The sequence below is a fragment of the Bradyrhizobium canariense genome, assembly GCF_019402665.1.
GTDB lineage: Bacteria > Pseudomonadota > Alphaproteobacteria > Rhizobiales > Xanthobacteraceae > Bradyrhizobium > Bradyrhizobium canariense.
This window is the reverse complement of sequence record NZ_VSST01000105.1, coordinates 22,360-36,673: the sequence shown is the minus strand read 5'-3', so window position 1 is coordinate 36,673 and position 14,314 is coordinate 22,360. Positions and strand designations below refer to the sequence as shown.

Genomic DNA, 14,314 nt, shown 5'->3' with positions numbered 1-14,314 from the left:
TGGCGATGCTGGCGCCCTCGGCGGCGCCCTCGTCGGCGATCGACTTCTTCGGCGCGGCCTTTTCCTTGGGCGCCTTGGCTTCCTTCGCTACTTCCTTGGCAACAGGCACCGGCGCTTCAGCGGCCGGCTGGGGCTCGGCCTTGACTTCAGCCTTGGCAACGGGGACCGGGACTTCGATCGCGGTCTCGCGGAAGGCGCGCTCGAGCTCGTCGAGCGAGACTTCGCCCGGACGCAGCGGACGCTCCAGGGTCTGGTCGGCCAGCACGCCGGAGGTCGGCGCGGCTTCAACGGCGACAGGCGCTTCCGGCACCAGCGGCGGCGCTTCAGCCTCGGGAGCAGCAGCACCCGCCGCCATGGCCGCCATGCCCTGCTCAACCATCGCTTCCAGCTTGTCGATGAGATCGCGGTCGGTGCCCTCGGGCTCGGCTTCGGTCGCCTCGAGGCCTGACAGGATTTCCTTGATGCGGTCGATCGAGGCCAGGATCACCGTCACCGCGCCGGCCGTCACCGGCATGCCGTCACGGAATTTGCTCATCAGCGTCTCGCCGGCATGCGCCAGCGCTTCCAGCCGCGGCAATCCGAGGAAGCCGCACGTGCCCTTGATGGTGTGGACCAGCCGGAAGATGTTATCCAGGATCTTGGCGTTGTTCGGCTCCTGCTCGAACTTCACCAGCTGATTGTCCACGGTGTCCAGGCTCTCACTGGTTTCCGTCAAAAACTCCCGCAACAGATCATCCATGAAAACAGGCCTTCATACAGGGAGGGCGCGCACACAAGACGTGATGCGCCAATTCGGAATGGGGCCAGCTTCACCGCAAAGCGTTTAATATTGGTTGAGTATGTGGAAAAGAACGGAATCAACAAAGAGATAAGGCGCTCCGGACAAGCCGAAGCGCCTTGTAAAGATTCGATTAACGTTTGAGAGCGGCTTCGTGTCTACGACGCGATGATGGTGATGGCCTCGCCTTCGTGCGCGAGCCTCACGGTCAGCCCGCAAGCCTCTGCCAACAGCCGCGTATAATGAGGCTGGATCGCGTGCGCATCCGCGGCCGGGCCGCGCTCGCCGCTCAGGAGTTCGGAGATGTTCTGCGGCAGGCGCGCATTGTGTCCGGTCGCGGTGATGCGGAAGCTCATCGTCTCGCCCTCGCCGATCGGATCGATCGTCAGCGTGCCGCCGCGCGGGATCGTGTGCTGCGAAACGACCAGCATGTTGAGCAGCAGCTTGACGCGATTCTTCGGCAGCAAGATCCTCGGCAGATTCCAGGTGATCGAGCACTTGCCGTCCTCGATGTGGCCGCGCGCCATGGTCTGGGCATCGCCGAGATCGATCTGCGCGCCGGACGAGCCGGCCGCACCAAAGGCGAGGCGGCAGAACTGGAGGCGGGCGGAGGCGGTTTTCGCGCTCTTGCGTATCAAGTCGAGTGCGAACTCGCGGTCGTCGGGCTTGGGATCGTCGTCGAGCACTTCGAGCCCATTGACGATGGCGCCGACAGGGCTGATGAGATCGTGGCAGACCCGCGAGCACAGCAGCGCAGCGAGTTCGAGCGCATCTGGAGCGGTGACGGTAGCGGGTGACGAAGCGTCAGACATAAAGGGTTCCTGGAATTGCACGGCGCGGACGCGGCGAATCAAGCATGCTTGACGAATGCCGCAGGTTCTAACATTCGCAAGCCCGTGGCAGCTAGCTTGCGATCGGTTCGAACCGGCCCTAATGCCGCGGCGAATCACTCGCGTAGGGATGGAATTACCGATGAATGAGGCATGCAGGTGAAGCGGATCATCGACAGCACGGCCGCCTCCCACCTGATGGAGCCGCTCACCGCGCTGGTGGTGAAGGCGGGCGCAGCCATCCTCGCGGTCAACCGCACCGCGATGCGGGTCGACGGCAAGCAGGACGGCTCGCCGGTGACCGAGGCCGACCTTGCCGCCGACCGCATCATCGCGGACGGGCTGGCGCAGCTTGCGGGCGACATCCCGACGCTCTCGGAAGAGCAGACCCAGCTCGCCTCGCCGCCGTTCCGCGACAGCTTCTTCCTGATCGACCCGCTCGACGGCACCAAGGAGTTCGTCGCCGGGCGCGACGAGTTCACCGTCAACCTTGCCCTCGTGACATCGGGCGTGCCGGTGCTGGGCATCGTCAGCGCCCCTGCACTCGGGCTGCTCTGGCGCGGCATCGTCGGCCGCGGCGCCGAGCGGGTCGGGTTTGACGGCGCGACCATCGGCGCTGCCGAGGCGATCCATACCCGCAAGCTGCCGCCCCTGGGCGAGCCCTGGATCGCCGCGGTGAGCCGCTCGCATGGGGATCCCAGAACCGAGGCGTTCATCGATCACCGGCCCAATGCCATCAGAAAGACGGTCGGCTCGGCCGTGAAATTCGGACGGATCGCGGAAGGCAGTGCCGACATCTATCCCCGCTTCGGGCCCACTTGTGAATGGGACGTCGGGGCCGGCTACGCGGTCGTGACCGCGGCCGGCGGCAGCGTGACCGACGGCAAGGGCGGCGCGCTCCGCTTCGGCGAACGGCACGATGGCGGCTTCATCATCCCGGAGTTCATCGCCTGGGGTGACCCGCAGGCGGCAAGACTCTGACGCCGTAAAGGGACCTACTGGCTGAGCTTGTCCTCGAGCGCCGGCCAGCGCTTGCCCACCTCATAGAGGAAGCGCTCGGGATTGGCGGCGAAGGCGTCGCGATTGGCTTCCCGGCTGAACAGATAGAGCCGCTGCGCCGCGATCGCGAAGAAACGGGGGTTGCCGGCGATGGTGACGCCCCGGGCGATATCGACCGGATCGTAGCCGCCGAACTGCGGCCCGTAGACCTCGGGATGGGCGAGGAAAGAGGCCCGGTTGCCCTCGTTCCGAAAGCGCCAGACGGCGCCCCACAGGTTCGCCTCGAACTCGGCCGTCCCCTGCACGGCCGCGCCATCGACGAAATAGGCCACGGGGTCGAAGCCCTCAATCGCCACGCCGCTGAAGCGGTTGACGACGATCCGCTCGGTGGTGGCCGCCTGCGCCGGCAACCCCGCGCAGAGGATCCAAATGCCCGACAGCATGCAGACCAGAAGGCCGATCAAGGCAATTCCGGGGCGCAAAGGGCTGGCTTCCTGCCGTTCTGCCGTCATAGTTGCTGCGGATAACATCCGAGTCGAGGGGACATCCGGCGCAACCTAGAGCCGTGCCTGTTGGCGTCAGGTTAAGGAAGCGACCGGATTCGATACCAGGGGTTCTTTTATGACTTTCGCATCACGCCTTGCCGCAGTCGCGCTTGCCGCGATGGTCGGGTGGATCATTCCGGCTTCCGCCCAGCAGCCGCCGCCGCCCGATTTGCCGCCGCCGCAGCGGACCCAGACGCCCACCACCTATGGGCCGGACGAGCTCGTGAACGCCGGCCACCGCTTCTTCGGCAACGTCTCGCGCGGCCTCGCCTCGATCATCGAGAAGGCGGTCAGCCAATGGGGCCTGCCCAACGGCTATATCCTCGGTGAGGAAGGGTCTGGCGCTTTCGTCGCCGGCCTGCGCTACGGCGAAGGCACGCTCTATACCAAGAACGCCGGCGACCTCAGGGTCTACTGGCAGGGTCCTTCGCTCGGCTTCGACTGGGGCGGCGACGGCGCGCGCACCATGACGCTGGTCTATAATCTGCCCGCCACCAACGCGATCTACCAGCGCTTCGCCGGCCTCGACGGCTCGGCCTACATCATCGGCGGCTTCGGCATGACGGCGCTCACCGCCAACAACATCGTGCTGGTGCCGATCCGCTCGGGCCTCGGCCTGCGGCTGGGAGCCAATATCGGCTATTTGAAATTCACCCCGCGCGCGACCTGGAACCCGTTCTAACGTTCTGCTTTCCCCTCCGGCGACGGATCAAGGTTAACGACATGTCGGGGCTGGCTTTTTGCCGGCCCCGCATGCAATGTCCTTGGTAAATTTTTCCTTAGCTTTGGGAGTTCTGGCCCATGGTCGAACCGATCATGTACCTGGCGATCGGTTTCCTGCTCTCGATGCTGTGCGGGCTTGCGATCGTGCCGCTGGTGCATAACCGCGCCGTGCGCCTGACCACGCGCCGGCTCGAGGCCGCCACGCCGTTGTCGATGGCCGAGATCCAGGCCGACAAGGACCAGCTCCGCGCCGAATTCGCCATGTCGGCGCGACGGCTGGAGATGAGCGTCGACCAGCTCAAGAACAAGACCACGAGCCAGCTCGCCGAGCTCGGCAAGAAGAGCGACGCCATCAACCGCATGAAGATCGAGCTCGGCGAGAAGAACGCCACGATCTTCGCGCTGGAGGCGCGCGAGAAGGCGGTGAAGGAGCAGCTCCGCGCCACCGAAGAGGAATTCAACACCAAGACCGCAGCCCTGCGTGCCGCCGAGCTCGCGCTGACCGACAAGCAGGGCGAGCTCGCAAAGATCAATTCCGAACTGTCCGACCGCTCGATGATGGCGGAGAGCCGTCAGGTCGAGCTGGTTGTGGTCCGTGCGCAGATCGAGGAGCTGAAGAACCGCGTCGGCGACGCCGAAAAGGAATTTGCCGCGACGCAGGCGCGGCTGGCGCAGGAGCGCACCGAATCCGAGACCGCCTCGCGCGAGCTCGGCGACGCCCGCGGCCGCGTCGAGAATCTGAGCCAGCGCGTCACCGATCTCGATCGTCAGCTCATCGTGCAGGTGAAGGAGGCCGAGATGCTGTCGGGCCGCGTCGGCGACCTCGAAGGCCGCCTTGCCACGCAGGGCAAGCTGCTCGCCGAGCGCGACTATGAGAACAACCAGCTCCGCCAGGCCAACGAGGGCAACGAGCGCACCATCAAGGAGCTGCGCGTCGAGATCGCGGCCTTGAGCGGCGGTAAATCGTCGGCCGCGATGGAATCGATCCGCGCCGAAAAGACCGCGCTGGAGGAGCAGCTCCGCACCGCCCGCGACGAGCGCGCCAAGCTCCAGCGCGACATCAACGCGATCCAGCAACAGGCCGAGAGCTCCTGGGCGACCGAGCGGATGGAGAACGCGTTGCTGCGCGAACGCATCAACGACATCGCCGCCGAGGTCGCCAAGCTCGCGATGCAGCTCGAAGGACCGAACTCGCCGATCGAGGCCCTGCTTGCGGCGGAGGCCGGCCAGCCGCCGAGGCCGGCGCCGCGCCCGGCCAATGACGCCCCGACCAACGGCACGGCCGCAGGCACCCTGCCCGAAGGCGGCGGAACACTGGCCGAACGCATCCGCGCGCTCCAGGCCCACGCCTCCCGCGCCCGCCAGCAGGGCGCGTAAGCCGCCCCAATACAGTCTGACCGCTGAATTGCGGGTCCGGGGAGAAGGTTTTCCGGTCCGGCAGCGCCTCGAAACTTGACACCTTCGGCCCGCACTTCTAAATCGCGGGCTCCAAAGCGTCGGCGGCCGAAACTCGGGTCGCCTGCATGATGGTTTCGGGTGCATAGCTCAGCGGGAGAGCGTTCCCTTCACACGGGAGAGGTCCAAGGTTCGATCCCTTGTGCGCCCACCATTAGTCCCATACCTACAATAACTTAGCGGGTTGCTTCCCCCACAATGTGCCCCGAAAAGTCTGGGGCACAACAGGGGCACGTCGCAAAAAAATGTCCCTCTGCCTTCGGCCGCCGCTCCGACCCCGACGGCGAAAGCTCGTTAGTGTTTCACGACGAGATCCGCGTCTGCACAATCGCCATGTGACAAGCATCAATGGAGTTGGAGGGCTCGCGTCGAATCGCGGTTGCACGATTGTTAGGTCATTCGATGCAGCCCGCAGTGCCTTCAATACGCGGTGGCAGTGGCTTCTTTGCGTTTCAGCCGATTCATTACCATTTCATTGAAGCATTCTTCATCGAGAGCTGTATTTCCGTTCTCCTTAAAAACTGTCATTACGGTTTTCAAACTCGGCCACTGAGGTTGGAACAGGCCAGCGCCCTCGCGCTAGGTGGTCTCCTGAGTAGGACACTCGTTTCGGGAAACTAGGACGCGTTCGGATCCGGCACCGGAACACCGTGCTACTACGGATTTCTCAGGCGTACTGAAGGAGTCAGGATTGCTCCTGCCGGGGCTGTTATTTCATTCCCAACAAATTTTCCGGCAGGGTCGCGCGAATGCGACCCTTTCTTGATTCCACACTCGCGGAGGGATCAGGACAGTCCTCGGTGCTAGGTACTAGCCGAAACAGCCCAAGCGGGATTTCAAAGTAGGCCACGCAATGAAAGGCCCGACGCGACGGCGGGCTTTGTTTCTTCTACGGTCCAGTTGAGTCCTCAGGCCGCTTTACGAGTCTTCCGCGCCGTCTTAGTCTTTCCATTGCGGAAAAGTATCACAAGCTCTTTGACCCAGCCGACTCATTCGTAATCACTGATGGCTTCGTGTCGGCAGGACGCATCAGCGGCGCAAAGAGCACCCCGATCTCGAGGTTGAAGATCGGCAGCTTGGAACGAAGCCCAAAACCGCTTCCGGTTCGTTGATCGTCTATTGCTTGACTGCCTGGGCTGGCAGCATCCCTTCATCTAGGTTGACCACCTCGCTGGCGGCGATGGTGACGACTACGACGAGATCCCCCTGGCAACATTGTAAAGCGGTAAGAACCAATGGAGCCGGGAGTCCGCTTTCGGCATCCCCTACCTAGGGGGGGCTTACGGTCATCGCCCTTCCAGATCGTGATGCTACTCGGGCGTATTGACCGGTTGCGGTGCCGTCGCGCTCGCATGGCTCGCAATGAAGGACCCAGTTCGGACCCCGCCTGGATCTCGACCGAGTATCACACCTGTTTCGAGCATTGGCGGATCGGGTCTCACCAGTCTCGTGGTGCTCACGCCCGCATTCGGATCAACTGCCATTTCGTAGTCTCGTTCAAGCAGCTCTCGCAGGCGCTCGATGCGAGCGAACCGGAATGGATGGACCAGTTTGATCATCGGGCTAGGCCCCTCGGGTCGAATGCGAACAATCGGACGATGAAAACGACGAGCGTGCGACGGGTGACGCTCATGAGTCGAGCTGTCGTTTCTCCGCTGAATGCCAGTCCGCGCCGTGGAGGCGGATCATCTCCCGACGGGACCGCTCGATGAAGATGCGCTCAACGCATAAGCCGGCTGTAACTGAAGCCGCCAGCGCAAGGCCGCAGGCCATATAGTCATTCATGAAATTCCAAAACATGTTGCAACCGGCAACTCCTACAAAAGTAAGTGCCATGAGCATATTGCGAAATGCCTTAACCATGCTGCCCCCAGTCAGTCGGTCACGAACTTCTAGCATTGCAACCACGGCGATTGGCAGCGTTTGACCCTTGTGATGCGCCGTCTTTCTGCTCGAACAGCCCGGGTCCGGCCGCGCTGTCGACCGCTGTGGGGCTCGCGCTTCCCACTTAAGAGGGCACCCGCGAAGGGGGCAGTGATAGCGAGGCCGGCATACTTCATGACGGCGGGCCCCTTTCCCGAATGCCCCCGGCGAGGAGCTCCGAATCCCTTTGCGCGAGGGATGGACGCCGCACGGCGTGCGCCGTTGTGGCGTGGAGAAGAAGGGCCACCAAACTCGCAATCATTCCGCTAATCGGTTCGTCAGACCTTTTGATTAGCAATCAGCCGCTGATGCGGGAGGATTGCCCGCAAGTCATGCAATCTAGACGTTCCGCCTATTCCACGTCCGGGCGGTCCTCTGTTACTTGCCGGCGTGGGTTGGGGGACCGCGCCTATGCCGCAGGGGTTTGTCTGCGTAGTCGTTTCATCAATAGCGATTACATAAAAATCGGCCGCACCGCCGATCGCTAAACGCCTTCGAGGAATAAATGGCGGTGAGGCGTACGCTCCCCATGGTCCGTGGGAATTGTCAGATTTGGTGCATGTCACAGACTGCACCGCAGTAGAGAGCGCGCTTCACTAGAGAACAACTGCGCTCGATCAGCGAACTGCTTCGCGTCGATCACGAGAGGACGGATCGGCTCCTCCACAATCCCGATGTCAGCCTGTTTCTTATTCGCTTATTCCAGCTTTCGGGATTGTACGGCAACCTCGACATTCAAGGCGCGTGGACCTTAAGCGTTCTCCCGCAGACCAACGGAGGGCGTTGGTTCACATTAAACATCGGGTCTCACGAAGTCGCTTTCAGCACTCGAACACCTGCGGACGGAAAGTTCTCGCACTACCTCGTGCTTGACCATCCCATTTTGGAGTATCCCAAAACGATCATGTGGCTCGGCCAACGTGCTGGGGATGTTCAATCGGCCGACTACAAAGCTGCTGAACGTCCAGTAAGTGCGAGTTCCGACGAGGCTTTTGCAAAGGCCGAACGCATCTTCGCCCTCGACGGAGTTCGGCGCGCCATGGTCGCTTATTGGGCTGATGCTCTGGCCGATCTTCGCGAGGAATGCAAAGAGCGTCTACGCAACGTATCATTCCTACGATGCGGTGTCGCAGTTGCTCGAATATAAAAGAGCAAGAGACAAGGTGGTGGTAGCCGAGCGATGCAGCGATCCTTCAAGGACCGGAGCGCCTTGGGTGGGGCGCCCCGCCAGCGCCGGCTGGGCCCACGCTCAGCCCATTGTCTCTTAAGGTACTTTGTCCTGCCTCAGCCGGTTGGATCGCGCCTCGGCGATGTACTTTCGGTTCTCATGGTCGCCACCGTGCGGAAGCTCGGCACACACTTGCTCTAGGACCGTCCATGTTTACCCTTGCCTGCGGTGAGACCATGAGCCTCCGAAAATCGATCTACGAACCATTGCATCAACGGTTGTTGAGCGCGTGGACAAATCGTTCGGCTGACCTTCTCCGAAATGGAAGAGATACTCAGGAGAACGCTTCCGGCATCGGCACACAAATTCATGGCGTGGTGGAGCAACGAAAGCTCCATGAAGGCCCGGCACACCCAAGCATGGGCGTGGATGAATGCGGGATTCGTGCGCATGCTTCGATCAAGAACTACGCCGTCGAATTCCGCCGAGCTTAAACGATCCGTACAGCCTAGCGCTCGTCGAAGGTCTTCGCACGCTGGAACAATACGGATTGAAGTCCGGTGATGATCAGCTTGTTTAACGTCTGGCAATTGTCCGGCGACAGGTAAGGAAGCTGCCGCGCCGTTTTCCATTGCTCGATCGCGGCAGAGACCGCGACACGCAATTCATCACCAGTCGGGCTGGTCATCGGTCGACCTCATGCGATCGCTTGCAGCCTGGTGCCTTTTGAAGCTGACGCAATTGAACCTTTGATGTACCCGTTGAGGGTTACTTCAGCAAGGCGGGACCATCTCGGATCGCTACCTTAATTCCGCTGCGGACGTGAGCCGCAGCAAGTGCCTGCTCTAGGGCTTGATTGCCTACTATCGCGTATCGACCGCCAAGCAGGGAGCGTCCGGACTTGGGCTCGCCGCACAAAGATCTGCCGTTGCGGCCTACCTCAAGGAGCAAGGGCAAGTCATCACGGAGTTCAAGGAGGTTGAGAGTGGACGCCGAAGCGACAGACCGGCCGGCTGTTAGTAGACGACATGAAGGGCTCCAACATTTTCAACAAAGTCCGTTGACCGAAATGTTAGAGGCTTCGGAGCTGCGGCCAATGAGTCAAATTGACTCAAGGAGGCTTTGTTCGAACACATGAGTGTTGGCGAAGGTGTCGGGCGCAGCGATGCTTCGAGGCGGACAGTTCGGTAGGGACCTCCGAACAGCGGATTGGGTTGAGACGGTCTAATGAGTAAGTTCGTCCTGCGGTCTCACATTCGTGCCCTAAAGTAGCGGAGAGATACTCAGTAGGGGGGATTTGCAGTGCTGCTGCCATAAGGTCACCAGTCGCGTTTGTGACCCCTTTCGAAATATCGGCCGGGGCTCATTCGCTGCATTGAAGTTTAGCGCGAGCGCTCAATGCCTTTCGTTGTGGCGTTGGGACCGTTGTGCCATCCGTTGGTTTGTCCTGATGTTGATGGTGGAGGAAGAGGAGAGAGCAGGTCGCGTGCCGCAAGGATCGCGTGCGTTAGATGCACCGCTTCGAATCCGTGGTGCGATGTGCGTGCTATTGGCAAGCGCAACGCGAGGCCTCGGTGCCAGCCCGGAGGTGGTACCGAAAGTCGCTTGCCCGGATGCGAAACAGGCACGCCGCGCGTTCGATATCAATGCCTATCGGGCGGTCGCACAAATCTAGTTAGCCGAGGCGGGCCTGCGGGATACAGGGGAGTATGTGAGGGCGGATGAATACGTAACGCTAGCGCTTAGGATCAAACTCTTTCGATCTATGAATAATCTCTTCCCAGTCCAGAATGGCGATCGTCTTCTGGGACCGGCCCTTCCAGCTTCCCCCGTAGACCACTAGCTTGTCGTTAACCCGTATCATGCCTCGGAGCGGAAACTGGACGTTGGTCGCACCGATCTCTGCCTCGGACTCAACGTCGAATACGGTCAAAAGACCGTCATCATTTCCCGCGCAGAATGTCTTGCTATCGATGCCGGCCACGCAGGTGTACTTTGTCGATTCTGACGCCGTGATGTATTTAGTGTATTTCCCCTCTGAAAGCTTAACCTGGGCCAGCGCTCCTTCACCGCAGAGAATTAAGCTGCTGTGATCCATCGGGCACATATCCGAGATGGTAAAGTCAATCGGAATTTTTCGATCTACCGAGAAGTGGTCGTTAATGAAGAAGAGGTTTTGTCCGGCTGCCACCACGACCTCTTCTTTAAGCACGCTCATGCGTTGGATACTTCTGCCGAGCGTGAGCTTTTCGGCTCCATATTTCAACAGCGTGGTCTCATCTAGTTTCCAACGTCTGGCGATCCCATCTCGCGTCCCGCTCACGACGCCCCAACTGGCAACAGCAACCGCCGACACATTTTCCTGATAGATTGAATCGAACTCCAAGCTTACAAGAGTGGCGGGATTTATCGTTTCGAGACCTTCTTCATTTCCAGCCACCACGGCCTTGGAAGAGCGGGCTAGGCAATTGATGGTTCTTTCGCCAATTCGATGGCGGTCGGAAACTTTGCCGGTGAGGACGTCCAGTACGTAAACCCAGCCGTCTTTTCCGCCGAGGATTAGCCTGTTTTCACCCAGTCGCGTAGCGCAAACCATGGGCTCGCCAATGGAAGCAGTGCGTGTCTTGAGCTTGAGCTGCTTCTGTTCAATCGGCTCATCGCTAAAAACTTGATGCAGGAGGTTCGCGATATCACGGGAGATTTTGCTGCCCTTGGCCACGAGAGTCGAAAGGTCCTCGGTGAAGTCGCTCTCGTCCCGATATGCCTTCTTGAAATGTTCGGCTAGTGCTTTCAGCTCATCAACGATTTTGTCTGCTCCTTGCTGCAGGAATCGGAATATACCCTGATAAACAACATCCTGCTCCAGAGAGAGCTTGATCGCGAAAGCAGTGGCGCTCATGCGCTGAACGACCAACTTTGCGGTTCGAAGAACCTCAGTGTTGCTCACGCGCATTAGATGAACTTCAAAGTGCTGGTACGTTATGTGTGCGAGTGAGTAGCTCATTAACGTCGTCCTTAAGTTCCAACACGCTTTGCTGGATGAGCCGCACGTCTATGTAGGGGGTGCGCATAAGCGCTGCGATCTCCGCCTGGGCGCTTATAATTACCTCAGGATTCAAGGATCGCATCGCCCGCTCTAGATCCGCGTACAATCGGTCCATGGCGGAGAGCAGCTGTTCGGCTGGGTAGACGCCCTCCTCGTCATCCTTGTCCCGGAGATCATTCCGGAATTGGTAAAGGCCATCACGGATAATGAAAATCGTCTCGAAAAACTCCTCGCTCCAATAGTCTGGATCAAGTCTTAGCGAGTCGCAGAGAGCGTCAAGGCTCGTTTTATCGAGGACGTCCTCTAGGGGGAAATTCGTGCGCCTAACGAGATCGGCGATGGTATCCACATCGTCTCGCACGCGTTTAAGCAATTCATCTCGTGAGCTCACGGTCGTGCCTCGCAGGACGTTGCGAATCGTTCAAAGGTTGTGATTATAGCACCACTATCTGAGATTCCGAGCGGAGGTGGAGCGGGTTGATGACCGGGAATTCTGCGGCCGATGCCGTGCACATCGGGATGGCTATCTTTCAGCTTTTGGGGACTTACGTGCTGGCATGCTTTGTCGGCGCTGGCGGCGGCGTATGTGGCGAAAACGTATCTGTCAGAAAAGATCAAAGCCGCGATCAGAAGCGAATATGAGGAAAGATTAGAAATTCTGAAGGCTGACCTCAAGGCAAGCAACGATGCAGAATTGGAGAAGTTGAAAGCGCAACTAAAGGCGCAGGGTGATGTAGCGATTGAACGGTTGAAGAGTGAACTGGCTGTCGTTGCTGCTCAACGCAATGTCGAGTTTTCACACCTTCACTCAAAGCGAGCAGAGATTCTTGCGGAGGTCCACGCCGATCTGCGCGATGCATTGGATGCAACGGCCGACTACACTAAGGCGTTCGAACCCGTTGGTGGCACGTCACGCGCGGAGCGAGGAGTGAAAGCGGCAGAGGCAACGAACAAGTTCATTCGTACATTTCGAACAAAAGAGATTTATCTCCCAGAGGCCGCTGCTGATAAAGTGCGTGCTATTGCCGACGAATTGAAGTTTGCGTTCTTTCAGTTCCTCTACGGTGTGGACTATGGAGACCTGGGGGCAGAACGAACGACGAAATGGCTTGAGATTCAAGAAAAGATAGAGAGGCTTTCCGGCCCGGCAACCAAGGAGTTGCAAAGGGACTTTCGTGGGCTCCTTGGCGATCAAACTACCGAGGGACGACTAGCCTCTTCTTAGGCGTGCCGGGCGGCCTTCAGCCTCGGTTTGGCATGTGGCTCTTTGTTGCTAGACGTGCCCGCTCCTGCGGCGGGCGATGAGCCGGCGTGTTGGAGAGACAGTCTGCCGAATGCGAACTACAAACGGTTTTGTATGGAGCAATGGCATGAAGAGCGCGTTTCGACGCAGAAACAGGGCGAGAGCGACCTGGGTCTAGAAGCGCAGGACGCGGCCATCCAAGCCCGGCCACACGCCCACCTCAGCGGACTGAGGTCCAGGGAGTTAGCGGCTCAGTCGCGGCTGCGTATGTTGTGCGTGCATGGAGGATTAAGTGATGCCTGTTTTCGATCTCTATTCTAAGCGCAGAAAGCGCGAGCTTGGCCAAGCGCCTGATGTGTTCTCTTACGACGAGATACCGCAAGGATTTCGCACTCAGGTGGCTCATATCTGGAGCGATGCCATCGGCGATCCAAACCTGAGTGACTATTACGCTGAGGACATGCAACAGTGGTATCATGAGATAGTGAAGGTACTCCGCCGCGAGTACAGCGTGTTTCAGCTTGTTTCGCGGTACATGAATCCGAATGATCCGAGTCAAGCTCGATCTGAGCTTATTCAATGGTTCTTGGCGGAGAAGGATCCTACCAAGATTCTTGATGCGATTGAGCTAAGCTTTAGGGTCATCAACAATGTTTGTGGTGAGTTCAATTATGCGGGGCGCGGCGACGGTGCTCGAAAGATCGCGACGGAAGCCTCCGAAGAACTCAACACTCGCTTCAAAGAGAATGGCATCGGTTATCAATACACAGATGGTCAGATTGTCCGCGTAGATTCGCAGCTAGTCCATAAAGTGGTGGTGGTGCCGGCGTTAACCGTCCTGCGCGGCAAGGCATTCAAGAATGCGCAAGATGAGTTTCTGAGCGCCTATGAGCACTTCAGGCACGGGAAGAAGCAAGAGGCTTTAGTCGATTGCTCCAAGTGCTTCGAGAGCACCATGAAGGTAATCTGTACCAAGCGGAAATGGCCGTTCGATCCGAAGGCGGCAGCCAAAGACCTTGTGAATGTTTGCCTGACCAACGGCCTCATTCCTGCATATTGGCAGGGGCACTTCAGCGGATTGCGCAGCGTACTGGAGTCGGCCATATCAACGCCTCGTAACAGACAAGCAGGCCATGGTGCCGGCGCTGGGCCTGCACCCGAGGTGCCGGACGAGCTTGTCTCTTACGTCCTCCACATGACCGCTGCCACGGTTCTGTTCCTTGCGGAGGGGGAGAAGCGCCTTCGATGAAACCACGAGACCTTAGCTTCTTAAGAACTCGGGGTCACGGAGCCCGTGCCCGTTTGGCCCTCCAGCCCCCGGCCTCGTCCCGGGCATACGGGGAAGTCGGGTTACCGCTCACACGCCATACCTTTCGCGATGGTGACGCTGAAAATTGTGCAGCACAGTCTTTGCTGGGCTCGACCCGCGCCACGTGTGTTACTCTCGTCAAAGTTGATTCGGACTTCCATTGAGTGTGAACCTTGTCGAAACGAAAGCGCCGCCGAGCGGCCCCGATCGACTATGCCAAAGGCGCAGAGTATCTTCCCGTTGAGCGCGGCAACTACGCTACTGAGTATAGCCGCGAGGTGCGCCGCGATATGGT

General features: G+C 59.6%; 14 protein-coding genes and 1 tRNA gene. 8 read left to right on the top strand and 7 right to left on the bottom strand.

Features of this window, described 5'->3' with window-relative positions; genetic code table 11:
- Nucleotides 1-739, bottom strand: a 739-nt coding sequence (locus tag FXB41_RS39275) for an Hpt domain-containing protein (protein ID WP_219685570.1), incomplete at its 3' end; no start/stop codon positions are given.
- A 197-nt stretch (nt 740-936) separates the two neighbouring features.
- Complete coding sequence (chpT, locus tag FXB41_RS39270) at nt 937-1,590, bottom strand: histidine phosphotransferase ChpT (protein WP_219685569.1); 654 nt, start codon at nt 1,588-1,590, stop codon at nt 937-939.
- A gap of 171 nt (nt 1,591-1,761) precedes the next feature.
- On the opposite strand from chpT, the gene FXB41_RS39265 reads away from it, so the two are divergent.
- The gene (locus FXB41_RS39265) at nt 1,762-2,589 is read left to right on the top strand and encodes a 3'(2'),5'-bisphosphate nucleotidase CysQ family protein (protein WP_219685568.1); all 828 of its coding nucleotides are present in this window, start codon (nt 1,762-1,764) and stop codon (nt 2,587-2,589) included.
- Between the two features lie 14 nt (nt 2,590-2,603).
- On the opposite strand, the gene FXB41_RS39260 is transcribed toward FXB41_RS39265, so the two are convergent.
- The gene (locus FXB41_RS39260; RefSeq protein WP_219685571.1) at nt 2,604-3,089 is read right to left on the bottom strand and encodes a YHS domain-containing (seleno)protein; all 486 of its coding nucleotides are present in this window, start codon (nt 3,087-3,089) and stop codon (nt 2,604-2,606) included.
- A gap of 139 nt (nt 3,090-3,228) precedes the next feature.
- On the opposite strand from FXB41_RS39260, the gene FXB41_RS39255 reads away from it, so the two are divergent.
- The 3 genes from FXB41_RS39255 to FXB41_RS39245 all read left to right on the top strand — a co-directional run bounded on the left by FXB41_RS39255 (nt 3,229) and on the right by FXB41_RS39245 (nt 5,484).
- Nucleotides 3,229-3,834, top strand: a complete 606-nt coding sequence (locus FXB41_RS39255) for a DUF1134 domain-containing protein (protein WP_007600525.1) — start codon at nt 3,229-3,231, stop codon at nt 3,832-3,834.
- Between the two features lie 119 nt (nt 3,835-3,953).
- Nucleotides 3,954-5,252 carry a coiled-coil domain-containing protein gene (locus FXB41_RS39250; protein WP_007600524.1) on the top strand — a complete coding sequence of 433 codons (1,299 nt, stop codon included), beginning with the start codon at nt 3,954-3,956 and terminating at the stop codon, nt 5,250-5,252.
- Nucleotides 5,253-5,409: 157 nt separating this feature from the next.
- Nucleotides 5,410-5,484 (top strand) — tRNA-Val (locus FXB41_RS39245).
- A 1,475-nt stretch (nt 5,485-6,959) separates the two neighbouring features.
- Here FXB41_RS39245 and FXB41_RS39240 read toward each other — a convergent pair.
- Complete coding sequence (locus tag FXB41_RS39240) at nt 6,960-7,193, bottom strand: hypothetical protein (protein WP_085383432.1); 234 nt, start codon at nt 7,191-7,193, stop codon at nt 6,960-6,962.
- Between the two features lie 1,549 nt (nt 7,194-8,742).
- Between FXB41_RS39240 and FXB41_RS42220 the strand changes: the two genes are divergently transcribed.
- The gene (locus FXB41_RS42220) at nt 8,743-8,985 is read left to right on the top strand and encodes a DUF7662 domain-containing protein (protein ID WP_446479887.1); all 243 of its coding nucleotides are present in this window, start codon (nt 8,743-8,745) and stop codon (nt 8,983-8,985) included.
- On the opposite strand, the gene FXB41_RS39230 is transcribed toward FXB41_RS42220, so the two are convergent.
- A complete protein-coding gene (locus tag FXB41_RS39230) occupies nt 8,930-9,109 on the bottom strand; it encodes a hypothetical protein (protein ID WP_219685566.1) in 180 nt (59 codons plus the stop codon). The two genes, FXB41_RS42220 and FXB41_RS39230, sit on opposite strands and share 56 nt — an antisense overlap.
- Nucleotides 9,110-9,273: 164 nt before the next feature.
- On the opposite strand from FXB41_RS39230, the gene FXB41_RS39225 reads away from it, so the two are divergent.
- Nucleotides 9,274-9,441: a recombinase family protein gene (locus tag FXB41_RS39225; RefSeq protein ID WP_376707542.1), complete on the top strand. Its 168-nt coding sequence runs from the start codon at nt 9,274-9,276 to the stop codon at nt 9,439-9,441.
- Nucleotides 9,442-10,156: 715 nt separating this feature from the next.
- On the opposite strand, the gene FXB41_RS39220 is transcribed toward FXB41_RS39225, so the two are convergent.
- Together FXB41_RS39220 and FXB41_RS39215 are read right to left on the bottom strand one after the other, a co-directional pair.
- Nucleotides 10,157-11,425 carry a WD40 repeat domain-containing protein gene (locus FXB41_RS39220; RefSeq protein ID WP_219685565.1) on the bottom strand — a complete coding sequence of 423 codons (1,269 nt, stop codon included), beginning with the start codon at nt 11,423-11,425 and terminating at the stop codon, nt 10,157-10,159.
- A complete protein-coding gene (locus FXB41_RS39215) occupies nt 11,385-11,816 on the bottom strand; it encodes a hypothetical protein (protein WP_219685564.1) in 432 nt (143 codons plus the stop codon). The genes FXB41_RS39220 and FXB41_RS39215 overlap by 41 nt, the downstream gene beginning before the upstream one ends.
- A 213-nt stretch (nt 11,817-12,029) precedes the next feature.
- Here FXB41_RS39215 and FXB41_RS39210 point away from each other — a divergent pair, with 213 nt between their 5' ends.
- Both FXB41_RS39210 and FXB41_RS39205 read left to right on the top strand, forming a co-directional pair.
- On the top strand, nt 12,030-12,692 hold the full coding sequence (locus FXB41_RS39210; protein ID WP_219685563.1) for a hypothetical protein: 663 nt from the start codon (nt 12,030-12,032) through the stop codon (nt 12,690-12,692).
- Nucleotides 12,693-13,005: 313 nt separating this feature from the next.
- A complete protein-coding gene (locus FXB41_RS39205; RefSeq protein WP_219685562.1) occupies nt 13,006-13,959 on the top strand; it encodes an abortive infection family protein in 954 nt (317 codons plus the stop codon).
- Nucleotides 13,960-14,314: the final 355 nt, after the last annotated feature.

Bases quoted from the DNA above. Each gene is read 5' to 3' on its own strand.
- chpT (WP_219685569.1), bottom strand. From the start codon at position 1,590: ATGTCTGACGCTTCGTCACCCGCTACCGTCACCGCTCCAGATGCGCTC.
- FXB41_RS39265 (WP_219685568.1), top strand. From the start codon at position 1,762: ATGCAGGTGAAGCGGATCATCGACAGCACGGCCGCCTCCCACCTGATG.
- FXB41_RS39255 (WP_007600525.1), top strand. From the start codon at position 3,229: ATGACTTTCGCATCACGCCTTGCCGCAGTCGCGCTTGCCGCGATGGTC.
- FXB41_RS39250 (WP_007600524.1), top strand. From the start codon at position 3,954: ATGGTCGAACCGATCATGTACCTGGCGATCGGTTTCCTGCTCTCGATG.
- FXB41_RS39240 (WP_085383432.1), bottom strand. From the start codon at position 7,193: ATGGTTAAGGCATTTCGCAATATGCTCATGGCACTTACTTTTGTAGGA.
- FXB41_RS42220 (WP_446479887.1), top strand. From the start codon at position 8,743: ATGGAAGAGATACTCAGGAGAACGCTTCCGGCATCGGCACACAAATTC.
- FXB41_RS39230 (WP_219685566.1), bottom strand. From the start codon at position 9,109: ATGACCAGCCCGACTGGTGATGAATTGCGTGTCGCGGTCTCTGCCGCG.
- FXB41_RS39220 (WP_219685565.1), bottom strand. From the start codon at position 11,425: ATGAGCTACTCACTCGCACACATAACGTACCAGCACTTTGAAGTTCAT.
- FXB41_RS39205 (WP_219685562.1), top strand. From the start codon at position 13,006: ATGCCTGTTTTCGATCTCTATTCTAAGCGCAGAAAGCGCGAGCTTGGC.